Origin of the sequence: Aliivibrio logei, assembly GCF_001691055.1 — a bacterium.
Lineage (GTDB): Bacteria > Pseudomonadota > Gammaproteobacteria > Enterobacterales > Vibrionaceae > Aliivibrio > Aliivibrio salmonicida.
The window spans coordinates 1-24,753 of sequence record NZ_MAJU01000002.1 but is presented as its reverse complement, the minus strand read 5'-3'; the positions used below and the strand labels follow the sequence as shown (position 1 = coordinate 24,753).

Here is a 24,753-nt window from a genome sequence, read left to right as displayed (position 1 = left end):
CATTACTTTTCTACAAATAACAAAAAAGGCGCTGTGATAGCGCCTTTTTTCTAATAACAGATTACTCTTGAATCAGTTCAGGGCGTTCTATACAGGCAGAACTGTCGTCTGTTAATAGTAATAATTCGGACATTTTTAATACTGCTTTATCTTTATTTTCAGTGGTTCCTAAAAACGAAATAAAACTGTCTAGCCCTGAAAGTCGAGCCACCACAAAGTTAGGCAATATTTGATTAAACTCTAATTGATCGTATTGCTTACCATCACACGAGTAAAATGTTTCACCATCCCACTCACCTTGGAATAACGAGTTATCATTCTTATCTAACTCTTCCACTTTCGCAATTAAGTATTTGGACTGATCTTGAAACTGAGTTAATTGATTTGGCATTAACGGGAATATTTTTCCATCTTTACGATAACGCTGATATACCGCTTCACCATTGCTGTTATAGCGAACATGCATCATGTAAGGAATTAGTCCATCACTACCATCAAGCATCTCGCCTTCACGAACGGCTTCAACCAGTGTGCTTTTTTCCCAACGATATGTTGTTTTATACCAACCATAATCCCCCATAGTGACGTAATCAGAAGCAATAACAGGTTGTTGTAAACGACGTGTATACCAATAGTAACTCGTTGCGTCACCTTGGATTTGACCACCAGTCAAGACCGTTGGTTTTATGCGTTGTTCGTCTAATGGATTAGATGAACAGCCAAAAAGAAATGCGGAGAGAAGTAAGGTGGATAGAATGCGCTTCATAAAAATGCCGAGTTAAGGAATAACTCGGCAAAGTATATCTTAGTTTACTGATTCTTTCAGTGCTTTACCGGCAACAAATGCTGGAACATTAGCCGCTTTAATTTGAATCTCTTCACCAGTCTTAGGGTTGCGACCAGTACGAGCTGCGCGGTGATTAACTTTAAATGTACCAAAGCCAATAAGTTGAACCTGATCGCCATCTTTCAATGCGCCAGTTACGCCTTCTAGAGTCGCTTCAAGAGCTGCTTTTGCTTGTGCTTTTGATAGGTCTGCTTTTTCAGCAATAGCATCAATTAACTGGGTTTTATTCATTAGGGTTTCCCTTCTATTTTTTTTAAAATCACCTTCACTCTAATGCATAAAGCCCCTACCTGGCAAAGGTTTGTCGCTATTCTTGCTGCAGAATGCGCGTTCTTTAGGCATAAACTGAGTAACGTCTCACAATTTGTTACTAATTTTCAATTATGAGTCATTGTAATTTGCTCATTCAATACCCATTTTATAAGGGCTTGCTTACTTTTTTTGAGATTACTAATGTTAATTTTATCCATCTATATCGCTATTTCTATCAGCGTATCTTTTATATGTTCTGTTCTTGAGGCTATTTTGCTCAGTATCAGTCCTAGCTATCTAGCCCAAATGCGACAGGAAAAACATCCTTCTGCAGAAAGATTAACGCAACTAAAAAACAATGTAGATCGCCCTTTAGCTTCCATTTTGACACTAAACACTATTGCCCATACCGCAGGTGCTGCAGCATCTGGTGCTCAAGCTTCCATCGTATTTGGCAGTGAATGGCTAGGCGTATTCTCTGCGTTCTTAACATTCGCTATTTTATTGTTCTCTGAAATCGTCCCTAAAACTATCGGGGCAACCTATTGGCGTCAACTCGCACCACTTGCGGGGAAAATGCTTTATTGGATGGTTTTATTACTAACGCCTGTTGTATGGGCTTCAGAGCAATTAACAAAACGCTTAGCTCGTGGACATCAGCCTCCGAAATTAAGAGACGAAATTGCAGCAATGGCTACGCTTGCAAAAGAAAATGGGGAATTTGCGGAAGGTGAATCAAAAATCTTAACTAATATTTTAAATATTAAAGATATTTCAGTGACTCAAGTGATGACTCCGAGAACGGTACTGTTTCGTGTAAATTCAGAAATGAGTATTGACGATTTCTTACAAGATTATGCAGACACTCCATTTTCTCGCCCTTTAGTTTACAGCGAAGACAGCGATAACATCATTGGTTTCACACATCGATTAGAATTATTCTCTGCAGTACGTAAAGGTCAAGGCAGACGTACTTTAGGCTCTGTGATGCGTCCAATTCAAGTGGTCATTAGTACTTCAACATTGCCAAAAGCTTTTGAGCATCTAATGAAGCACAGAGCACAGCTTGCTCTTGTCATTGATGAATACGGTACCGTTCAAGGCTTATTGACTCTAGAAGATATCTTTGAGTATATGGTTGGTGAAGAGATCATTGATGAAGCAGACAAAACGACAGATATGCAACAATTAGCTCAACAACGTTGGATTAATTGGAAAAATAAACATGGCGTGATCGATAATACAGATGCAGAAGAACACTAATATTATTAGTGCGTAGTATAAAGGTGTTAGCAAGCCCCTTTAGATAAAAACAAAAAAACCGATGAATAATCATCGGTTTTTTTATATGAGAAAAAATTAATATTGCAGCTCTAAGCCTATATTACTTACATTTTCATCTCTTAATTCTTGGCGTAAATCTTTAATCAAATCAATATCACGTTCTTCAGCTTCACGCAGTGGTCTAAAGATAGCCCATTGAACGTCCCACTCTTCACAAATCACTTCAATTTCTTTTTGATTTTCATCAGTGACTTCTTCACCTGTTTGAGCTTCAACCAACTGAGCAACTGTTGTTACTGATAATTGGCTAACCTTAAACATTGCATCTTCTAAAACATCGCGATCTAAGATCCCATGTAAAAAAGTAGATAGAGCAACACATGCATCAATCGCTGGATAAGTTAGATAAATTGAATCATCATTTACCTCTGGGATCATTTCTTCTAGTTTTTCTAATTGACGTTCAAAATTAATTTTGGCATTTTTAACGGTCAATAGCTCCCAAATACTATCTAGAATAACTCGATAAGTTTGAGGCTCAGCAAAGCCTGTTGCCTTACAATAATGCGCGTAGTTTGGATACATACGTTCACATAAAGAAGCCATAAAAGTTATTTGTTGCCATGGTTCAAATTTTTCTAAACGAACTTGGATAGGATTGCGTAACATATACGATTCTACACTATAAAAAAATGACGCTTTAAGTGTACTTGATAACCACGAATGACAAAAGGAAGGTTATGAATAAATTACTTATCATTTCACAAGAAAAAGAGAAATATATCTCTCTTTTTGAGCAATCGGATCTTCCTGATCTTGAAATTTGTCATGATCTGAAAAAAGCGGACATTATTCTTGCCGATCCACCACTGATTAAAGACCTTCTTAATCAACTTAAATCAGTCAAATGGATCCAATCAACCTTCGCAGGGATTGATACGTTAATACAACCACATTTAAGACAAGACTACGATCTTACTAATGTAAAAGGGATCTTCGGCCAACAAATTTCAGAGTATGTTTTAGGTTATTCTATTCAGTATTTCCGACATTTCCAACACTATGCTAAACAACAGCATAACAAAGAATGGTTAGTTCATTCTTATTCTAGTTTATCGGAAAAAAGCATGGTGATTTTAGGTACGGGATCGATAGGTTGTTATTTAGCAAAGACAGCAAAAGCACTCGGTTTTAGTGTTTCTGGCATTAATCGCTCAGGTATCCCACCGAAAGACTCGCCATTTAATCAAGTATTTCATATCTCAGAAATAAAAAATGCGCTTAAAACGGCCGATGTCATCGTAAGTACTCTTCCTAAAACGGAACAAACAATAGACCTACTTAATATAGATACATTAGAAAATTGCAATCAGGCCCTATTATTTAACGTTGGTCGTGGAGAAGTGTTGGATAACTATGGATTGTTGAATGCTCTCACTTCAGGATCGTTATCCCATGTTTTTCTTGATGTGTTTAATAATGAGCCTTTATCACAGGAGTGCCCGTATTGGCACCACCCAAACATTACGATTACCCCTCATATCGCTGCACTTAGTTTTCCTGAGCAAGTATTTCAGCAATTCTCAGAAAACTATTTACGTTGGCATGATGGTTTTTCATTACTTAATCAAATTGATTTTGATAAAGGCTATTAATCTCAGGCTTTCATTCTATTCACATATCGTTATGCGAGTATTATTCACTCGCTTTTTTGGCTGCTAGTTTTGCTCGGATAAATGCTGAATGTTCAATGTAAATAAGGTCTGATACTTGTCGTATTACGGCCTCTTCCATTGGTTCAATAATCCCATCCGCGTATGCAATTTCCCACATGCCTTCGATTAATTGAAAGCGCTCTTCTGGCAGTAAACTGCGTAATTTAGTCGTAAATTCATACAAAGAAACGGATGCTTTACTTTTTATTTTAGCTTGAACAAGTAACTCTTGAGCACTTTCTTCATTAAGATCAAGCAGCTTAATTAATAATTGTATTTTTGCCGCTTCTTCTTTTGCATTCACTTGATGATCAGCATTAGAAACTTCACACAATAATGATGCCATTGCTAAATTCATACCCGCGGTATCAATCGCACCACCCTCACCGCCTTCATGCATAATTTTACGGAATAATGTCTGTAATTGTTTAAACATGTTATGCCTCTTACTTTAATCTCTATATATTATGGAATGTATTCAGGTACTAATTAAGAATACTCAATGATTCTTTGAATGCCAATAAGTATACGACAACACTTATCTTCACGTGTTCCTTTTGACCTCTGCTTACCATCAAGCATAAAAAAAGAGGCTCTACTAATAGGCCCCTTGATTTTCTTATTCTATCTACTATTTATGATATGGTTTTGATAACTCATGAACCGCATCAACAAATACACCCGCATTTTCAGGCGGTACATCAAGATGAATACCATGACCTAGATTGAATACGTGGCCTGTTCCTTCATTACCAAACCCTTCAAGAATAGTGCTAACTTCTTGGCGAATACGCTCAGGTTGTGCATAAAGGATTGATGGATCCATATTACCTTGCAGAGCAACTTTATCACCAACACGTTTCTTCGCATCAGCAATATTGATTGTCCAATCCAGACCAATGGCATCACAACCTGTTGCTGCAATTTGCTCTAACCACATTCCACCATTCTTTGTGAATAGAGTCACAGGAACACGACGACCTTCATTTTCACGAATTAATGCATCGACAATTTTATGCATATAACGTAATGAGAACTCGTTATAGTCACGAGGGGTTAATACACCACCCCATGTATCAAATACCATGACCGATTGTGCACCGGCTTTAATTTGAGCATTAAGGTACTCAATAACAGTATCTGCCAATTTATCGAGTAATAGATGTAATATTGCAGGCTCTGCATACATCATTTTTTTGATTTTAGTAAAAGCTTTAGAGCTTCCGCCTTCAACCATGTAAGTCGCCAGCGTCCACGGGCTACCAGAGAAGCCAATCAATGGAACTTCACCTTTAAGATCTTTACGGATCTGACGTACGGCATTCATTACGTATTGTAATTCACCTTCAGGATCAGGAATGCCAATTTTATCGACGTCTGCTTTACACGTAATTGGACGTTCAAATTTAGGACCTTCGCCGGCTTCAAAGTACAGACCTAGACCCATTGCATCTGGAATCGTCAGGATATCTGAAAATAAAATCGCAGCATCTAGAGGGAAACGGCGCAAAGGCTGAAGCGTAACTTCAGAAGCAAGTTCTGCATTCTTACACAAAGACATAAAATCGCCCGCTTCTGCACGCGTGGCTTTATATTCTGGTAGGTAACGGCCTGCTTGGCGCATCATCCAAACTGGTGTGTAATCTACTGGTTGTTTTAATAACGCACGTAGGTAACGGTCGTTTTTTAATTCTGTCATGATCTTTCCCCATACTTAGATCCCGCTATTGTAACATCCAATTCATTGAACAGAAGCTTACCTTTGCTAGCGAGATCATATTTACTTAATGTTCTCTTAAAACCAAATGACCACAAATTAAAAATTGTCTTATAAATGAAGTGAGATATCCTATTTATAATAGAATTATAAATTAAAACGTTACCCTTTTTCATTCACTATTTTAGGCTTTTATTTTCTCTAATGTGGTCTCAATTAATGTTCTCGCTATCGTGCCTTTTGGTGCCAATTCGGGCAAATCATCCTCACAATACCAATCCGCTTTAATTAACTCATTTTTATCAATACGAATGTCGCCAGAATCATAATCCGCCATATACCCCATCATTAAACTTGAAGGGAACGCCCAAGGCTGACTCCCTATATAACGGATATTTTTTATCTTAATGCCCGTTTCTTCAAACACTTCGCGCTCAACGGCCATCTCAAGCGTCTCACCGACTTCCACAAAACCAGCTAAAACGGTAAATAATCCCCCTTTATGCCTTTGATGTTGTGCAAGTAAGATCTGCTCACCACGACGAACAGCGACAATGATAGAAGGGAATATTCTAGGGTAATGTAATTTACGACATTCATTACATTGCATCGCGATTTGATTAATATTGAGTTGATTACGTCCACCACACTGAGGACAAAATCGAAACTCTCTCGCCATAAAGCCATATTGAATTGATTTACTGATCATAAAAAAAAGTGATTCTTTCACTAATAAAAGTGACCTTAAATTAGTATAAATCAACGTCTGCTCTACATGCTCATCATTCAACCATAAAACTGGTCTGTTCTCGTATTCTCCAATGCACACGGCGCTTTCAAAAGGCAAATTCACATCAATGGCGCTACCATAAGGGAGAGATTCTGCTTCTAACCAAATTGCGGAATCATTTACGACACACCAATACGCTTTTGTATGTTGGTTTAACATCTTTCTCACAACCCTCTTGCAGCCATCAATATTTACTGGCAATCTTAATCAATATAGTAATGAGTGTATACCTAACCCATTTCCGCTGAAACCGTATTTGGATGTAACTTAGGTATAGCTATAAAACTTTGGTTTATGACTTGCAACTACAAGGATATCGTTATGCTAACTAAACTAAATCAATTTCAAGAAGAATGGGGTGGGAATAGCGAGGTTATTGATCATTGGTTATCAACTCGTCAAGACTTGCTAGTTGAATACTGTAAATTGGCAGGCTTACCTCCTTTTGATTCATCAAACTCCTCTCTGCCGTCTTTCTCATCAATTCAATTGTTTACACAACATTTAATTGATTACATTTCTGAAGGACATTTCAAAATTTATAACATGGTAATGGCGAAGTGGGATTCAACTGGTTTTTCTCCAACAGAAGAGATGAGTCAGCTATATGCCAAAATCACAAAAACAACTGATCCAATGTTGAATTTTACCGATAAATACTCACAAGAAAATGAAGACTTACTGCTCTCTGACTTTGATAAAGATTTTTCAATCTTAGGTGAGACCATTGGCGAACGTTTTGAACTGGAAGATGGACTAATTGAGCAAATTGCGACTAGTTTAAATCACCCACCAGGGGCTTAACAAAAAAGAGCGTTTATGTATTTTAAACGCTCTTTTTCCATTATAAAACTTGATTCGTTTCTGAGGAATACTTGCGGAATATTGGGTTTTCTTTGCCATTTTGATTCTCTGGACGCCATAAGCCCTCTTCAATCCCTTTAACAATGAGATGAATCACCGCTGAGTCAATTGCTGACATTAACGCAATATTTACGGGCTCATTATTGGTGTAACCTAACTCCACCTCTAATAACTCTTTATAATCAACAAATCGAAATGCTCCTGCTGATAATTCATAAGATAAGATTGTTTTGCTTGTTGTTACACTTGTTAAGATTTTCCCACTTCGAACATCGACGGCTCTGATATTAACCGTTACCTGATCCGCTCTATACTGCCCTGAACCACCAATACCTAGATATCGAGCACCAGCCCCTCCTGTTTTAATATTTGAATCATAAGCGACAATCCCCCCTTCAATCATAACATTCGCTGACAAAAGCGAAGGCAATGTTGAACCATGGTTACTGATTGACTCTTGTTTTTTTTGTGCCGCTCTAATGATCTTTCTTTCCGTTAACAGGTTTTGAAGCCCTTGACGCTCTAACGGATAAAACCATTCAGAATCCAACAATGCCATTGTGAGTAAAGCCGTACCGCCCTGAGGGACTGCCGTTGAGAAGTTACTATTAGGCTGAGGCTTATACTGTCCGGTCTGATCTCTGAAATCATAAACAGAAACATAAATTTTACCTTGAGGTTTAGGCAAAGAGATCAAATCTAAATACGTGGCACCACGCTGCATTAATGTCGGAGATTCCGAAGCGTCAGGAACTCCGATTGATTTAGAGCAACCTGATATAATAAAAAGTAATAAAAATAACATTGAATATTTCATTGCTGATTCCTTAGCTTAGAAATTAATCTGGAGTAAGACCACTGACTTGTATTTCAGAGGTTTCACCTGTTTCTTTATCAACAATTTGAATCAGTAACGCTCCAGAATCATCAACAATATTAAGTATAAAATCATCAGTAACTAATTGGCCTGTATTACCGTTGCCCACATCCGCCAATAGCTGGCTAATCAAACGAGATTCTAAACTTGAGGTTAAGCGATCTAACGCCGATTCTTGCTCAAATAATGAGTCATCTTGTGGCCCTTTATAATCATTAATGGCATTCGCTCCAGCAAATAAATGGCTTGTGTTAAGCGGGTTTCCCCCAAAATTTGGATTTACTGGAATATAAACAAGCTCACTTGCTTGACCTACGCTTGCTACCATATTGATCAGAATAAAGAGTATGATCCTTATGTTCATGCTACATCCTTAGATCTCCGGAAAATCGAGATCATATGTATCTTTAAATAATTTTTCTGTTTGCCATTTCACGATATATTGATTAACCGCTTCTACTGCTTGCTCTGCTTTCTCTTCTGCTTGTCTTTGACCTGGAGAAAGAGCGCCTCGATAAATCACCTTATCAAAATGGTAAACCCCGATAATGCTGCCAGATAATGCTGTTGGTCTCTCTTTTACAGTTAAGTTCACGCCTAAATCATCGTATTTACTGTTCATTTTTATGGAAAAAGAAAAATAAAAATCTTTTCCTAATCGAGTTAAAGTACGATCAATAATTAACCCATCAATCTCAACAAGGTCATCAACCTCATTTACCTTGTCTTTTTCTAATGGTGTCGAATTTTCTAATGCTGCTTTGCTTTCAGAAGCATTCGATAGAGAAGAAAAAAGTAAGGCCATAAGTACTTTAAATAAAATATATTTATTCATTCACTTATCCCTTCAAAGTCATACCCCTTTGTCCATATCATTGCTTGCAAGCGATTCTTTACATTCAATTTTTTAAATACATTATGCAAATGTGTTTTAACCGTATTTTCACTAACAAAAAGTGTATTTGCGATATCTATATTTGATGCCCCTAAAGAAAGAAGCTTTAATATTTCTTTTTCTCTTGTCGTTAAAGAAACCGATGATGTTAATATTCCATTTTGTTTTGAACGATAAATAGAAATAAGATCATTTGTTATTTTCCGGCTAAGCCACATCTCACCATCAATTATTTTCTTTACCCCTTCAGATATTACGTCGACATTATCTTTTTCATAAAAAACGCCAACAACACTGGGGTATCTCATTATATTTTTTGTTATATTTTCATTAGTTACGTTAAAGAGTATTTCTTTTACCTTCAATTTATATTTCGTTATAACTGAGAGATACTGTTTATATTTCTTATCTGTTTGGTTTTTGAAATCCAAAATAACTAAAATGTCTTCATCTTCTTTTTCTCCTTTCATACCTAACTCATCACAATCAAGTGTCATTATCTTTCTACCAGAAGATTTTTCTAATAAATCAATGAGTAAAGATGAATACAAGGTTGGACTTGATGATAAATAATAAATGTTCATCCCTGACCTCCACTAATATTGTTATTTAAAACTAGTTCAAACGGACTATATATCCACTAAATAACTACGTATTCCGTAGATATATAAGACCAGTATCAAAATTGAGAATGCAATAATAGTAACAAAAACAAAATCCCTAATACTTTAGTTTATTTTTTTAAATTAAAAATATCATAATTAAGTTCATGGTTGTTCTCTGTGTAAATCCCATACTTTTGATGTAGCAAACTTGCTATTGAAAAGAGGGATACTGATATGAAAAAACTATCAGTAAATTATCTCTATTTATTAATGGCTGTGAGTAGTTATACATACGCAGATTTAGATTTAGGCATCAACGAGTTTAATGCACCTAGTGAGCTAACTGAATTATCAGAGCTTAATACGGGTCATAATAATAATGCCATCGTAGATCTTACTACTTCGACAAATTCTCGAATAACTATTGTGCAGCATAATGTAAGTGGAGCAGGAAATAATAAAGCAAAAGTAAGACAAGCTGGTTATAACAATACAGCGGCAGTATTGCAGCTTGGAAGCAACAACACTGGGCTAATCGTTCAAAATGGCACAAATAATTCAGCCTCTCTAGAGCAATGGGGTGTGAACCATGAAGCGGCTATTTTACAGAATGGTAATGACAACATAGCCCATTTAAGACAGACGGGTAATGGTAAACAAAACGCAGTAAATCAAACGGGTGATTCAAATATTGCAGCAGCAGTGAATAAAAATAATGGTGCAGGTTTTTCCATTAATCAGACTGGCAATCACGGAATTATCTTAGTCAATGGAATGGATAGATTCATATCCATCATAAATTAAATCATTTCAAGGAAGTTTATTATGAAAAAGCTAGCAATCGCAATCTCAACCATCTTACTGTCTAGTACAGTTTATGCAGGAAATACAGCAGACGTAGAGTTGTTTAATGCAGATGATAATGACGTTAATATTTTCCAATTATCCCCCGCTGTTGGTAATGACGCAGATGTGTTAATTAGAAATTCAGATGATAATGACGTTGATATCTATCAAATGGGACGCCACAACGAAGCAGTAGTACGAGCTCGTAATGGTAGTGATGATAATGACCTAATGATAGAGCAAGATGGCCGTCATAATAGAGCTGTATTAAAAGCTCGTTTTGGTAGTGACGATAATGATTTTTCTATTGAACAAGATGGTCGTAATAATCTAGGTAAAGTTATTGCTTATGGAAGTGATGATAACAATGGATTAATAGATCAACGTGGACGAAGCAATAAAGCCAATATCAACTTTGATAATGCAGACAATAATGCAAATAATAAAATTGTACAAAGAGGCCGTCGAAACGAAGGTGATATAAGTATTATGGGCGGTTCAAACAATGGAACTCTTAAAATTCACCAAAAAGGACGTGATAACGATTCTACAATTCATGTTTATGGTGGTTCAGGTAATGATGCATTAACAAAAATTAATGGTAATGACAATACAACTTATACTGCATTCTATGCCGGTGCATCAGACAATGATACGAACATACGTATGAAAAATGATTCACTAGATAACACGGTTTATGCCGTTGTTGTTGGTGGTAGCTTTAATGAAGCAGATGTAACAATTGACGCAAGTAATGATAACTACCTTACTGTCTCTCAATGGGGTAGTGATTCTGATGCCACTCTTACTTTGGAAAATGGATCAAATAATAACTGGATGATGATTAATCAAACTAATAATGATTCAGCGACTGTTATGGCTGACAATAGTAGTAATAACGTTGTTTTAATCACACAGTTATAATCACACATACGTTTAAATATAAAAAAAGCCCTGCATTTCTGTAGGGCTTTTTATTTAGCGAATATTAAAACTAATTACTCTTCAGAAGAGAAACCCGCATTCAATAGCGCCGCTAAGTTATCTGTTGCTTCTTCAGCAGAAGGCGCAACTTTCGCTGCTGCTTTTTGCTTTTGACGAGCTTGGTGGTATGCGAAACCTGTACCCGCTGGAATCAGACGACCAACGATTACGTTTTCTTTCAGACCACGTAGTTCATCACGCTTACCAGAAACCGCAGCTTCAGTAAGTACGCGCGTCGTTTCTTGGAACGATGCAGCAGAGATGAACGACTCAGTAGCAAGAGATGCTTTAGTAATACCAAGTAAATCACGGCCAAAACGAGCTGGTTGCTTACCTTCAGCTTCAAGCTGACGGTTTGCAATAGTTACGTTTGCAAATTCTAATTGCTCACCTTCAAGGAAAGTAGAGTCACCAGAATGTGTGATAGTACACTTACGTAGCATTTGACGAACGATAGTCTCAATGTGCTTATCGTTAATCTTAACGCCTTGTAAGCGGTAAACTTCTTGAACTTCGTTTGTGATGTATTCAGTAACTGCATGAATACCACGTAAACGTAGAATATCATGTGGAGTTTCTGGACCATCAGAAATAACGTCACCACGCTCAACTTTATCACCATCAAAGATGTTAAGTTGACGATGTTTATGAATCATTTCTTCATAAACTTCACCAGTGTCATCACGAGTGATCAATAAGCGTACTTTACCTTTAGTTTCTTTACCGAAAGCAACGATACCTGCGTGCTCAGCAAGAATTGCTGGCTCTTTAGGTTTACGAGCTTCAAATAAATCCGCTACGCGTGGAAGACCACCGGTAATATCTTTAGTACCACTTGAAGCTTGAGGAATACGAGCCAGTGTTTCACCGATACCTACATCGCCACCATCTGCCAGGTTAACAATTGCTTTACCTGGTAGGAAGTATTGAGCTGGCATTTCAGTGCCAGGGATCATGATGTCACGGCCATTCGCATCAACAAGTTTCACTGTTGGACGCATGTCTTTACCTGCAGAAGCACGCTCAGCCGCATCAAGGATAACAATTGAAGATAGACCCGTTAACTCATCAGTTTGAGTTGTAATAGTCACACCATCAATCATATCAACGAATTGAACTTGGCCTTTTACTTCTGTGATGATTGGCATTGTATGCGGGTCCCAAGCAGCGATCTTATCGCCTTGGTTTACTGCATCACCATCTTTCTTAGAAAGAATAGTACCGTAAGATAGCTTGTAGCTTTCTTTCGTACGGCCATGTTCATCAATAACAGTCATTTCAGATGCACGAGACGTAATAACTAAGTTACCTTCGCCATTCGTTACGTGCTTAGCATTGTGAAGTTTAATCGAACCATTCGTTTTAACTTGAATGCTGTTGTCTGCTGCAGCCGTAGATGCCGCACCACCGATGTGGAACGTACGCATCGTTAGCTGTGTACCAGGTTCACCGATAGACTGAGCAGCGATAACGCCTACTGACTCACCTTGGTTTACCATGTGTCCACGAGCAAGGTCACGACCGTAACAGTTTGCACAACAACCGAAGTCAGCTTCACAACTTACAACTGAACGTACTTTAATTTGGTCAACTGAGTTCTCTTCAACGATTTGACACTGCTTCTCATCAAGAAGCGTGTTACGTGGAAGAAGGATCTCATCTGTACCTGGTTTCAATACATCTTCAGCAACTACACGACCTAGAACACGCTCATGTAGAGGTTCTTTAACATCACCACCTTCAATTAGAGGGATCATGGTAACACCTTCCAGTGTTCCACAGTCATCTAAGTGAACTACTACATCTTGAGCAACGTCTACTAAACGACGAGTCAGGTAACCTGAGTTCGCTGTTTTAAGTGCTGTATCGGCAAGACCTTTACGCGCACCATGCGTTGAGATGAAGTATTGGTTTACGTTTAGACCTTCACGGAAGTTCGCCGTGATCGGTGTTTCGATGATTGAACCATCTGGTTTCGCCATCAGACCACGCATACCTGCAAGCTGACGAATCTGAGCTGCAGAACCACGAGCACCTGAATCGGCCATCATGTAAACGCTGTTAAACGATTCTTGTTGCTCTTCTTCACCATCGCGGTTAAGCACAGTTTCTGAAGACAAGTTATCCATCATCTCTTTAGCAACTTGTTCATTCGTTGCTGCCCAGATATCGATAACTTTGTTGTAACGTTCGCCCGCAGTTACAAGACCAGATTGATATTGTTCTTGAATTTGCTTAACTTCTTCTTCTGCTTCAGCAACTTTCGTATACTTAGCATCAGGGATAACCATGTCATCGATACCAACAGACGCACCAGACAATGCTGCGTATGCGAAACCGGTGTACATGATTTGGTCTGCAAAGATTACTGTATCTTTAGAACCAAGAGTACGATATGCCTCGTTTAATAGGTTAGAGATTTGCTTCTTACCTAACTTCTGGTTAATGATGCTGTAAGGAAGACCTTCAGGAACGATCTGCCATAGCATTGCACGACCAACAGTCGTATCAACCAGTTTAGTTTCACGAGTTTCAATACCGTTCTCATCACGAAGAACTTCTGTGATACGAACTTTAACGCGAGCATGTAGCTCAGCATTACCTGTACGGTATGCTTTTTCAGCTTCAGCAAAACCTTCTAGGTACATGCCTTCGCCTTTCGCGTTAATTCTGTCACGCGTCATGTAGTACAGACCTAATACAACATCCTGAGAAGGAACGATGATTGGGTCACCTGATGCTGGCGACAGAATATTATTCGTCGACATCATTAGGGTACGAGCTTCTAGCTGAGCTTCCAGAGTTAGTGGTACGTGTACCGCCATCTGGTCACCATCGAAATCGGCGTTATATGCCGCACACACTAGTGGGTGAAGCTGAATCGCTTTACCTTCGATTAGTACTGGTTCAAACGCTTGAATACCAAGACGGTGAAGTGTTGGTGCACGGTTAAGCAGTACTGGGTGTTCACGAATAACGTCATCTAGGATATCCCAAACGATCGCTTCTTCACGCTCTACCATTTTCTTAGCAGCTTTGATTGTCGTAGCAAAACCACGACCTTCTAATTTGCTATAAATAAATGGTTTAAATAATTCAAGTGCCATCTTCTTAGGAAGACCACACTGATGTAGACGAAGGTATGGACCGACTGTAATAACAGAACGACCAGAATAGTCTACACGTTTACCAAGCAAGTTCTGACGGAAACGACCTTGTTTACCCTTGATCATATCAGCAAGAGATTTCAAAGGACGCTTGTTAGAACCTGTAATCGCACGACCACGACGACCGTTATCAAGCAGTGCATCAACAGACTCTTGCAGCATACGTTTTTCATTACGTACGATGATGTCTGGTGCAGCTAAGTCTAAAAGACGCTTCAAACGGTTGTTACGGTTAATCACACGACGGTATAAGTCATTTAGATCAGACGTAGCAAAACGACCGCCATCTAGTGGAACTAGAGGACGAAGATCTGGCGGAAGAACAGGTAGAACAGTTAAGATCATCCATTCTGGGTTGTTACCAGATTGAACAAATGCTTCTACAAGTTTTAAACGCTTAGTCAGCTTCTTACGTTTTGTTTCTGAGTTAGTTGTTTCTAACTCTTCACGCATGTTCTCGATTTCAGCTTGCATGTCCATAGAACCAAGCAAGTCTTTAATCGCTTCCGCACCCATCTTAGCTGTGAATTCGTCACCGAACTCTTCAAGCTTATCAAGATATTCTTCTTCTGAAAGAAGTTGGCTGCGCTCTAAGTCAGTCATACCTGGCTCTGTAACCACATATGATTCAAAATAAAGTACACGTTCGATATCACGCAGTGGGATGTCCATTAACAAACCAATACGAGACGGAAGTGACTTAAGGAACCAGATATGTGCAACAGGAGACGCAAGTTCAATATGACCCATACGGTCACGACGAACTTTAGTTTGCGTTACTTCTACGCCACATTTTTCACAGATAACACCACGGTGCTTCAGGCGCTTATATTTACCACATAAGCACTCGTAGTCTTTCACTGGGCCAAAGATACGTGCACAGAAAAGACCGTCACGTTCTGGCTTAAAGGTACGATAGTTGATTGTTTCTGGCTTTTTAACTTCACCAAAAGACCATGAACGAATTTGGTCAGGTGAAGCAAGACCGATTTTGATTGCATCAAATTCTTCGGTCTTATGTTGTGCTTTCAGAAACTTTAATAAGTCTTTCACATTCGGCTCCTGTAAGGAGAAAAAAGGCGCTCGGCGAGCGCCTTATATTCTACCGGACAATCTCAATGAGATTATTCTTCGTCTTCTAACTCGATGTTGATACCAAGTGAGCGGATCTCTTTCAACAATACGTTGAACGATTCTGGCATACCTGGTTCCATACGATGATCGCCATCTACGATGTTTTTATACATCTTAGTACGACCGTTCACGTCATCCGACTTAACTGTTAGCATTTCTTGTAGAGTATATGCAGCACCATAAGCTTCAAGTGCCCATACTTCCATCTCACCGAAACGCTGACCACCGAACTGAGCTTTACCACCAAGTGGCTGCTGAGTTACAAGGCTGTAAGAGCCGGTAGAACGTGCGTGCATCTTGTCATCAACTAAGTGGTTTAGTTTTAGCATATACATGTAACCAACAGTTACAGGACGCTCAAACGCATCACCAGTACGACCATCAAACAATTTCAACTGACCAGATTCTGGCAGATCAACAAGTTTTAATAGTTCTTTAATTGATGATTCTGGAGCACCATCAAAGATTGGTGTTGCGATTGGTAAACCACCGCGTAAGTTCTTAACTAATGTACGAACTTCGTCATCAGACAGTGCAGCGATGTCTACTTCTTGGCGAGTTTCACCAAGATCGTATACTTTTTGTAAGAAGTTACGGAACTTATGCAGTTCTTGTTGCTCTTTAAGCATTTGGTTAAGTTTATCACCAACACCTTTCGCAGCAAGACCCATATGAACTTCAAGAATTTGACCGATGTTCATACGAGAAGGTACACCCAGTGGGTTCAGTACGATATCTACTGGCTGACCTTTTTCATCATAAGGCATGTCTTCAACAGGATTAATCTTAGAGATTACACCCTTGTTACCATGACGACCCGCCATCTTATCACCAGGCTGAATACGACGTTTTACCGCTAGGTAAACTTTAACGATTTTCAGTACGCCTGGAGCAAGATCATCACCTTGAGTGATCTTACGACGTTTAGTTTCGAATTTCTTATCGAACTCAGCTTTAAGTTCATCATATTGCTCAGCAAGCTGCTCAAGTTGATTTTGTTGTGATTCATCATCAAGCGTGATTTCTAACCACTGCTTACGATCCATCGCATCAAGTTTAACTTCAGAAGTACCTGCAAGCGTTAGAAGTGTGCGAACACGTGCTAATAAGCCACCTTCAAGAATCTGGAATTCTTCAGTGATGTCTTTCTTAGCTTCTTTAAGCTGCATTTGTTCGATTTCTAGAGCACGTTTATCTTTTTCAACACCATCACGCGTAAATACTTGTACGTCAATGATAGTACCTGAAACAGAGTTTGGTACACGTAGAGAAGAATCTTTAACATCTGATGCTTTTTCACCAAAGATAGCTCGTAGTAGCTTCTCTTCTGGAGTCAGTTGAGTTTCACCTTTAGGTGTTACTTTACCAACTAGGATGTCTCCACCCTTAACTTCAGCACCGATATAAACAATACCTGATTCATCTAGTTTAGACAGAGCAGCTTCGCCTACGTTAGGGATATCTGCAGTGATCTCTTCTGAACCAAGTTTAGTATCACGAGCCACACAAGATAGTTCTTGAATGTGAATCGTCGTGAAACGGTCTTCCTGAACTACACGCTCAGATACAAGGATTGAATCCTCGAAGTTATAACCATTCCAAGGCATAAATGCGATACGCATGTTCTGACCAAGTGCAAGCTCACCAAGATCCGTTGACGGACCATCAGCAAGAACATCACCACGAGTAACAGGTTCACCAGGAAGCACTGTTGGACGTTGGTTGATACACGTATTTTGGTTAGAACGAGTGTATTTAGTTAAGTTGTAGATATCGATACCAGCTTCGCCAGATACCAATTCTTCTTCGTTCACTTTAATAACGATACGAGAAGCATCTACTGACTGAACCATACCGCCACGTTTAGCAACAGCAGTTACACCTGAATCGATTGCTACACAACGCTCAATACCAGTACCAACTAAAGGCTTATCAGCTCTTAATGTAGGTACAGCTTGACGTTGCATGTTCGCACCCATTAGGGCACGGTTCGCATCATCGTGTTCTAGGAACGGGATAAGCGATGCAGCTACAGATACAACTTGGTTTGTCGCGACATCCATATATTGGATGTGTTCACGTGGATGTAGGCCTGATTCACCTTTCTGACGAGCGATGATTAATTCATCAGCGAAAGTACCTTCTTCTGTTAACACGGCATTCGCCTGTGCAATAACAAAAGTACCTTCTTCAATCGCAGATAGGTAATCTACATCTTCAGTCACAATATTATCAACAACACGACGATATGGAGTTTCTAGGAAACCATATTCATTACATCGAGCATACGCTGATAATGAGTTAATTAGACCGATGTTTGGTCCTTCAGGAGTTTCGATTGGACATAGGCGACCGTAGTGAGTCGCGTGTACATCACGAACTTCGAAACCAGCACGCTCACGAGTTAGACCGCCAGGCCCTAAAGCAGAAATACGACGTTTGTGCGTAACTTCTGACAATGGGTTATTCTGATCCATAAACTGAGACAACTGTGAAGAGCCAAAGAATTCTTTAACTGCAGCTGAAATCGGCTTAGCGTTGATAAGATCTTGAGGCATAATTGCATCAAGGTCACCAAGACTTAGACGTTCACGAACAGCACGTTCTACACGAACTAAACCAACACGGAATTGGTTTTCTGCCATTTCGCCAACAGAACGAATACGACGGTTACCAAGGTGATCGATATCATCAACCTCGCCTTTACCGTTACGAATATCGATCAGTTTACGCATAACTTCGATGATGTCTGTTTCATCAAGGATGCCAGCGCCTTCACCATTATCACGACCAATTGAGCTATTGAACTTCATACGACCAACAGTCGATAAGTCATAACGATCTTCAGAGAAGAATAGGCTTTCAAATAATGATTCAGCAGCTTCTTTTGTTGGTGGCTCGCCTGGGCGCATCATACGATAAACTTCAACAAGTGCCGATAAACGGTCAACAGTTGAATCTGCACGTAATGTGTCAGAAATGTATGCACCATGATCAAGGTCATTCGTAAATAACACTTCGATCTTTTTGTGGCCAGCTTGAGATAAATTAGCAAGATCTTCTAAGCTAAACTCTTGGTTAGCCGCGATAATGATCTCACCAGTGTCTTCATTCACATAATCGTGAGAAGCCACTTTACCTACGATATAATCTACTGGTACTTCGATATTATTTACTTCGTCTTTCGTCAATTGACGAATATGACGCGCAGTAATACGACGACCGGCTTCAACATAAACTTTGCCGTTCGATTCAATATCAAATGTTGCAGTCTCACCACGTAAACGTTCAGGAAGTAATTCCATCATTAACGTTTGATCTTTCACTTCAAATACAACTTTATCGAAGAATAGATCTAAGATTTCTTCTGTTGTTTTACGAAGTGCACGTAAGATGATCGTTGCTGGTAATTTACGACGACGGTCGATACGTACGAATAAGTTATCCTTAGGATCAAATTCGAAATCTAACCATGAACCACGGTAAGGAATTACACGCGCGTTATAAAGAACTTTACCAGATGAATGGGTTTTACCCTTATCGCTGTCGAAGAAGACACCTGGGCTGCGGTGCAGCTGGGATACGATAACCCTTTCAGTACCATTGATTACAAAAGTACCGTTGTCAGTCATAAGCGGAATTTCGCCCATGTAGACTTCTTGTTCTTTAATGTCTTTTACCGTGCCTGCAGGTGCATCTTTATCGTACACAACTAAACGTAATTTAACGCGTAAAGGTGCAGAATAGGTAACACCGCGGATTTGACATTCTTTAACATCAAATTCTGGCTCACGGAGATTGTAGCTAACGTATTCTAGCTTAGAGTTGCCATTGTAGCTCTGAATTGGAAAAACAGAACGGAAAGCAGCCTCAAGACCGTATTGCCCTTCAGGATCTTGCTCGATAAACTTAGTAAAAGAATCAAGCTGGATCGATAGTAAGTATGGTATGTCCAACACTTGTGGACGCTTACCAAAATCCTTACGGATGCGCTTTTTCTCTGTATAAGAGTAAACCATGGGGTTCCTCAGCTCGCTGATAAGTGACCCGAACCGTCCGCCTTCGAAAGGTTTGGACAGCACTAATAGCACTGTTTAATGTAGGACATAATCTCTGATTGAGACTATGTTTTTTGCTCGAATATAGGGACTTTAAACAGTGTGAAATTACCCTATACCCTACAGCGCAAAAAGGCCAGTGGTTAATAAACCACCAGCCATTAGCCGCTAGGCTATGAAACTAAGTAATAATTACTTGATTTCAACAGTTGCACCAGCTTCTTCAAGCTGTGCTTTAAGGCCTTCAGCTTCAGCTTTGTCAACGCCTTCTTTAAGTGCAGCAGGAGCAGAATCAACTAGACCCTTAGCTTCTTTCAGGCCAAGACCTGTAGCGCCACGTACTGCTTTGATTACAGAAACTTTGTTTCCGCCAATTGCAGTTAGGATAACATCAAATTCAGTTTGCTCTTCAGCAGCTTCAGCAGCAGCGCCACCAGCAACTACTGCAGCAGCAGCAGTAACACCGAATTTTTCTTCCATAGCTTCGATAAGCTCAACAACTTGCATTACAGACATTTCTGCAACTGCGTCTAGGATTTGCTCGTTAGTAATAGACATAACAATTCTCTTTTAAGTCAACAATAATTTATTTTGTAATCAAATAAAGCAGGGCTTATGCCTCAGCTTCTTCTTTTTGATCACGAACAGCAGCGATAGTACGTACCAGTTTACCAGCAGAAGCTTCTTTCATGCACATCATTAAGCGTGCAATTGCTTCGTCGTAAGTTGGTAGTGTCGCTAGTACATCAGCATCAGTAACTGCGCCTTCAAATGCAGCAGCTTTAATCTCGAAGTTTTTATTCTCTTTAGCAAAGTCTTTAAAAAGACGTGCTGCAGCACCTGGGTGCTCGTTAGAGAATGCAAGTAGAGATGGGCCAGTAAATGTGTCTTGTAGACACTCATACTGAGTACCTTCTACTGCACGACGTGCTAGTGTGTTACGAACAACTCTCATGTAAACACCCGCTTCACGCGCTTGTTTACGTAGAGAAGTCATTGCGCCAACAGTAACGCCACGAGAGTCAGCTACAACTGCAGAAAGTGCACCACTGGCTGCTTCGTTGACTTCAGCAACAATTGCTTTTTTGTCTTGAAGATTTAAAGCCATTTGGATTAACCTCTGGTTGTGATTACACCACTCACTACAAAAACTGTAGGAGAGTAATTACGATGCATTCACAGAAAACTAATTTCGAAAAATTAGCCTTTAGTTCGGCACCGTCTACGCAGGTTTTATTAAGCCCTTTCGAGCGCCTACGGTCTTGGACGGAGACTGTTTTAATTAAAAATCAAACAGCCCCAACCATAAATTTGATAGGCGCAAAATTATACATAAATTTTGCGCGTTTGCAAATTATTTTAATGTAGTCTCTAAAGTAGCTTGATCTAGAGAAACACCAGCACCCATTGTAGTAGAGATGCTTACCTTCTTCAGGAAAACACCTTTAGCTGAAGTAGGTTTTGCTTTTTTCAGTGCAACTAGAAGAGATTCTAAGTTCTCTTTAAGTTGAGCGCCATCAAAGTCCACTTTACCAATAGTAGTGTGGATGATGCCGTTTTTGTCGTTACGGTAACGAACCTGACCAGCTTTAGCATTTTTAACTGCTTGAGCAACATTAGGCGTTACAGTACCAACTTTAGGGTTTGGCATAAGACCGCGAGGACCTAGGATTGTACCTAGTTGACCAACAACGCGCATTGCATCTGGAGAAGCAACAACAACGTCAAAGTTCATTTCGCCTTTCTTAACTAGCTCAGCAAGATCTTCCATGCCTACTAGATCAGCGCCTGCTTCTTTAGCAGCTTCTGCGTTTGCACCTTGAGTGAACACAGCAACACGAACATTACGACCAGTACCGTGTGGTAGTACAGTTGCACCACGTACGTTTTGGTCTGATTTACGTGCATCAATGCCAAGGTTAACAGCAACGTCAACGCTTTCATTGAAGTTAGCTGTTGCTAATTCTTTAAGAAGAGCAATTGCTTCGTTGATTTCGTAGTCTTTAGTAACTTCCACTTTTTCGCGGATATTACGCATACGCTTAGTAAGTTTAGTCATAATCTTAACCCTCTACCACTAGGCCCATAGAACGAGCAGTACCAGCAATTGAACGCTTCATAGCTTCAATGTCAGCACCAGTCATGTCCGCAGCTTTAGTTTCTGCGATCTCTTGTATTTGAGCGTCTGTAACAGTACCAACTTTGTCACTGTTTGGACGGCCAGAACCAGACTTAACGCCTGCAGCTTTCTTAAGAAGAACTGCTGCTGGTGGAGTCTTAGTTATGAACGTAAAAGAACGGTCGCTGTATACAGAGATAACTACTGGAGTAGGTAGACCTTTCTCAACAGATTCTGTTCTTGCGTTAAACGCTTTACAGAATTCCATGATATTTACACCGTGTTGACCTAGAGCAGGACCAACTGGTGGACTTGGGTTCGCCATACCTGCTGCAACTTGCAGTTTGATATAAGCTTCAACTTTCTTAGCCATGATATTTCCTAATTTTTGGGTTCATACGCTGTCCAATAGGAGCAGCTCCCCGTTAACAAAAACGCGCGAAATTATAATAATAATTCGCGCCTTTTACAATAGCTTTGCTGATTTTTCGATCAGTTTTTTTCTACTTGGCTAAACTCTAGTTCAACTGGAGTTGCACGGCCAAAAATAGAAACTGACACTTTGATGCGACTTTTTTCGTAATCAACATTTTCAACAGTACCGTTAAAGTCAGCAAATGGTCCTTCAGTAACACGAACCACTTCACCAGCTTCAAATAACGTTTTAGGGCGAGGTGCTTCACTCGCTTGTTGAAGGCGATTTAAAATTGCATCAGCTTCTTTATCAGTAATTGGTGCAGGGCGATCTGAAGTACCACCAATGAATCCCATAACACGTGGAATACTACGTACCAAGTGCCATGATTCATCATTCATGATCATTTGCACTAACACGTAACCAGGGAAAAATTTACGTTCGCTTTTACGACGTTGACCGGCACGCATTTCTACCACTTCTTCAGTTGGTACAAGTACTTCGCCAAATAACTCTTCCATGTTATGCATTTTAATATATTCGCGTAACGATTGAGATACACGACCTTCAAACCCTGAAAAGGCTTGAACTACATACCAACGTTTCTTTGGAGCTTCACTCATGATCACTTATCCTCAAACACCTGTGATTAAGCCAATTAGTCTTACCATAATACCATCAATACCCCATAAAATAAGAGCCATTACGATACATACAGCAAGAACAATGAAAGTTGTTTGTGTTGTTTCTTGGCGTGTAGGCCAAACAACCTTACGTACTTCCATTCTTGATTCGCGAGCAAATGCAATTGCAGTTTGACCTTTTGCTGTGAAGGCAGCAATACCACCAGCAGCAGCAATTAATGCAACTACACCGGCAGCTCGAATAACAACAGACAAATCAGCTAGTAAATAATTACCAATTACCGCAGCAGAAAGTAGAACTAAAACTAGTAACCACTTTATTGTATCAACTGCGCCTGAAGTTTCTGTCGTCTCAGTATTTGTTTTCATAAAACCAACCTGTGACATAACTAAAATCATTTTCCATCATTAGACAGAAATTCAAAAACAAGAGTAAATATACCCTACTCTCTTCATCCTATAAACCAGCGATTTGCTAATTTATCTGCGCTGTACTCTGCATTTTCTTAAAAAATCAAGGTGCAGATAAAACAACACACAATACAACGCAGAAAAAGGGCATCAAATGATGCCCTTTTTGCTAGTACTTAGTCAAATCTTAAGCGAAGATTTTAGCAACAACACCAGCACCAACTGTACGGCCACCTTCACGGATTGCGAAGCGTAGACCTTCGTCCATTGCGATTGGAGCAATTAGCTCAACCGTCATTTGAACGTTATCACCAGGCATTACCATTTCAACACCTTCAGGAAGTGTGATATCACCAGTTACATCCGTTGTACGGAAGTAGAACTGTGGACGGTAGCCTTTGAAGAAAGGAGTATGACGGCCGCCTTCATCTTTAGAAAGAACGTATACTTCTGACTCAAATTTAGTGTGTGGGTTGATTGAACCTTTAGCAGCAAGTACTTGGCCACGTTCAACGTCATCACGCTTAGTACCACGTAGAAGTGCACCAACGTTCTCACCAGCACGACCTTCGTCAAGCAGTTTACGGAACATTTCAACACCAGTACATGTAGAAACTGTAGTTTCTTTGATACCAATGATTTCTACTTCGTCGCCTACACGTAGAATACCACGTTCGATACGACCAGTAACAACAGTACCACGACCTTGAATTGAGAATACATCTTCAATAGGAAGTAGGAAAGGCATGTCAACAGCACGCTCAGGAAGAGGAATATATGTATCTAGAGCTTCTGCAAGCTCAATGATTTTATCTTCCCATTGTTTTTCGCCGTTTAGAGCGCCAAGAGCTGAACCTTGGATTACTGGTAAATCATCACCTGGGTAATCGTATTCAGAAAGAAGTTCACGAACTTCCATTTCTACTAGCTCAAGAAGTTCTTCATCATCAACCATGTCACATTTGTTCATGAACACAACGATGAAAGGAATACCAACTTGACGACCAAGTAGGATGTGCTCACGTGTTTGTGGCATAGGACCATCAGTTGCAGCAACAACTAGGATACCACCATCCATTTGAGCAGCACCAGTGATCATGTTTTTAACATAATCGGCGTGTCCAGGACA

At 39.6% G+C, this 24,753-nt stretch carries 24 protein-coding genes; 5 read left to right on the top strand and 19 right to left on the bottom strand.

What is annotated here, in order from left to right:
* Positions 1-61: 61 nt before the first annotated feature.
* Both A6E04_RS00140 and A6E04_RS00135 read right to left on the bottom strand, forming a co-directional pair.
* On the bottom strand, positions 62-766 hold the full coding sequence (locus A6E04_RS00140) for a DUF1481 domain-containing protein (protein WP_023604477.1): 705 nt from the start codon (positions 764-766) through the stop codon (positions 62-64).
* Positions 767-805: 39 nt separating this feature from the next.
* Positions 806-1,078, bottom strand: coding sequence for an HU family DNA-binding protein (locus tag A6E04_RS00135; protein ID WP_012551275.1), 273 nt, complete (start codon positions 1,076-1,078; stop codon positions 806-808).
* Between the two features lie 222 nt (positions 1,079-1,300).
* Here A6E04_RS00135 and A6E04_RS00130 point away from each other — a divergent pair, with 222 nt between their 5' ends.
* Positions 1,301-2,362: a CNNM domain-containing protein gene (locus A6E04_RS00130; protein ID WP_012551276.1), complete on the top strand. Its 1,062-nt coding sequence runs from the start codon at positions 1,301-1,303 to the stop codon at positions 2,360-2,362.
* 96 nt (positions 2,363-2,458) lie between these two features.
* On the opposite strand, the gene A6E04_RS00125 is transcribed toward A6E04_RS00130, so the two are convergent.
* Positions 2,459-3,052, bottom strand: a complete 594-nt coding sequence (locus A6E04_RS00125; RefSeq protein WP_012551277.1) for a YjaG family protein — start codon at positions 3,050-3,052, stop codon at positions 2,459-2,461.
* A gap of 71 nt (positions 3,053-3,123) precedes the next feature.
* Between A6E04_RS00125 and A6E04_RS00120 the strand changes: the two genes are divergently transcribed.
* A complete protein-coding gene (locus A6E04_RS00120) occupies positions 3,124-4,038 on the top strand; it encodes a D-2-hydroxyacid dehydrogenase (RefSeq protein WP_065609278.1) in 915 nt (304 codons plus the stop codon).
* A 40-nt stretch (positions 4,039-4,078) separates the two neighbouring features.
* Here A6E04_RS00120 and A6E04_RS00115 read toward each other — a convergent pair whose 3' ends face one another.
* From A6E04_RS00115 to nudC, 3 genes are all read right to left on the bottom strand, one after another.
* Positions 4,079-4,534 carry a tellurite resistance TerB family protein gene (locus A6E04_RS00115; protein WP_017023483.1) on the bottom strand — a complete coding sequence of 152 codons (456 nt, stop codon included), beginning with the start codon at positions 4,532-4,534 and terminating at the stop codon, positions 4,079-4,081.
* A gap of 195 nt (positions 4,535-4,729) precedes the next feature.
* The gene (gene hemE / locus A6E04_RS00110) at positions 4,730-5,797 is read right to left on the bottom strand and encodes a uroporphyrinogen decarboxylase (RefSeq protein WP_017023482.1); all 1,068 of its coding nucleotides are present in this window, start codon (positions 5,795-5,797) and stop codon (positions 4,730-4,732) included.
* A gap of 202 nt (positions 5,798-5,999) precedes the next feature.
* Positions 6,000-6,764, bottom strand: a complete 765-nt coding sequence (nudC, locus tag A6E04_RS00100) for an NAD(+) diphosphatase (protein WP_017023480.1) — start codon at positions 6,762-6,764, stop codon at positions 6,000-6,002.
* A gap of 162 nt (positions 6,765-6,926) precedes the next feature.
* Here nudC and A6E04_RS00095 point away from each other — a divergent pair, with 162 nt between their 5' ends.
* Entirely contained in the window at positions 6,927-7,409 is a 483-nt protein-coding gene (locus A6E04_RS00095) for an Rsd/AlgQ family anti-sigma factor (RefSeq protein ID WP_026025616.1), read from the top strand.
* 40 nt (positions 7,410-7,449) lie between these two features.
* Here A6E04_RS00095 and A6E04_RS00090 read toward each other — a convergent pair whose 3' ends face one another.
* From A6E04_RS00090 to A6E04_RS00075, 4 genes are read right to left on the bottom strand one after another with little or no spacing between them, the layout of a single operon-like run.
* Positions 7,450-8,286, bottom strand: a complete 837-nt coding sequence (locus A6E04_RS00090) for a CsgG/HfaB family protein (RefSeq protein WP_017023479.1) — start codon at positions 8,284-8,286, stop codon at positions 7,450-7,452.
* Between the two features lie 22 nt (positions 8,287-8,308).
* Positions 8,309-8,710: a curli assembly protein CsgF gene (locus tag A6E04_RS00085; protein ID WP_012551283.1), complete on the bottom strand. Its 402-nt coding sequence runs from the start codon at positions 8,708-8,710 to the stop codon at positions 8,309-8,311.
* A 9-nt stretch (positions 8,711-8,719) separates the two neighbouring features.
* Positions 8,720-9,181 carry a curli production assembly/transport protein CsgE gene (locus A6E04_RS00080; RefSeq protein WP_012551284.1) on the bottom strand — a complete coding sequence of 154 codons (462 nt, stop codon included), beginning with the start codon at positions 9,179-9,181 and terminating at the stop codon, positions 8,720-8,722.
* A complete protein-coding gene (locus A6E04_RS00075) occupies positions 9,178-9,825 on the bottom strand; it encodes a LuxR C-terminal-related transcriptional regulator (protein WP_012551285.1) in 648 nt (215 codons plus the stop codon). Before A6E04_RS00075 ends, A6E04_RS00080 begins: the two co-directional genes overlap by 4 nt.
* A gap of 255 nt (positions 9,826-10,080) precedes the next feature.
* On the opposite strand from A6E04_RS00075, the gene A6E04_RS00070 reads away from it, so the two are divergent.
* Positions 10,081-10,650, top strand: coding sequence for a minor curlin subunit, nucleator CsgB (locus tag A6E04_RS00070; protein WP_017023476.1), 570 nt, complete (start codon positions 10,081-10,083; stop codon positions 10,648-10,650).
* A 21-nt stretch (positions 10,651-10,671) separates the two neighbouring features.
* The gene (locus tag A6E04_RS00065) at positions 10,672-11,616 is read left to right on the top strand and encodes a curlin associated precursor, CsgA like (RefSeq protein ID WP_012551286.1); all 945 of its coding nucleotides are present in this window, start codon (positions 10,672-10,674) and stop codon (positions 11,614-11,616) included.
* A gap of 74 nt (positions 11,617-11,690) precedes the next feature.
* Here the strand turns inward: A6E04_RS00065 and rpoC are convergent, their stop codons facing one another.
* The 9 genes from rpoC to tuf all read right to left on the bottom strand — a co-directional run.
* Entirely contained in the window at positions 11,691-15,896 is a 4,206-nt protein-coding gene (gene rpoC, locus A6E04_RS00060) for a DNA-directed RNA polymerase subunit beta' (protein ID WP_017023474.1), read from the bottom strand.
* Positions 15,897-15,967: 71 nt separating this feature from the next.
* Positions 15,968-19,996, bottom strand: a complete 4,029-nt coding sequence (gene rpoB / locus A6E04_RS00055; RefSeq protein WP_017023473.1) for a DNA-directed RNA polymerase subunit beta — start codon at positions 19,994-19,996, stop codon at positions 15,968-15,970.
* Positions 19,997-20,227: 231 nt separating this feature from the next.
* Complete coding sequence (rplL, locus tag A6E04_RS00050; RefSeq protein WP_012551289.1) at positions 20,228-20,593, bottom strand: 50S ribosomal protein L7/L12; 366 nt, start codon at positions 20,591-20,593, stop codon at positions 20,228-20,230.
* 55 nt (positions 20,594-20,648) lie between these two features.
* Complete coding sequence (rplJ, locus tag A6E04_RS00045; protein WP_012551290.1) at positions 20,649-21,143, bottom strand: 50S ribosomal protein L10; 495 nt, start codon at positions 21,141-21,143, stop codon at positions 20,649-20,651.
* 246 nt (positions 21,144-21,389) lie between these two features.
* A complete protein-coding gene (gene rplA / locus A6E04_RS00035) occupies positions 21,390-22,094 on the bottom strand; it encodes a 50S ribosomal protein L1 (RefSeq protein WP_017023471.1) in 705 nt (234 codons plus the stop codon).
* 4 nt (positions 22,095-22,098) lie between these two features.
* Positions 22,099-22,527 carry a 50S ribosomal protein L11 gene (gene rplK, locus A6E04_RS00030; RefSeq protein WP_017023470.1) on the bottom strand — a complete coding sequence of 143 codons (429 nt, stop codon included), beginning with the start codon at positions 22,525-22,527 and terminating at the stop codon, positions 22,099-22,101.
* Positions 22,528-22,646: 119 nt separating this feature from the next.
* Positions 22,647-23,192 (bottom strand): transcription termination/antitermination protein NusG, encoded by a 546-nt coding sequence (gene nusG / locus A6E04_RS00025; RefSeq protein ID WP_017023469.1) that lies wholly within the window; start codon positions 23,190-23,192, stop codon positions 22,647-22,649.
* 12 nt (positions 23,193-23,204) lie between these two features.
* On the bottom strand, positions 23,205-23,582 hold the full coding sequence (gene secE, locus A6E04_RS00020; protein WP_023604471.1) for a preprotein translocase subunit SecE: 378 nt from the start codon (positions 23,580-23,582) through the stop codon (positions 23,205-23,207).
* Between the two features lie 229 nt (positions 23,583-23,811).
* The coding region (tuf, locus tag A6E04_RS00015; RefSeq protein ID WP_065609276.1) for an elongation factor Tu at positions 23,812-24,753 on the bottom strand (942 nt) is incomplete at its 5' end.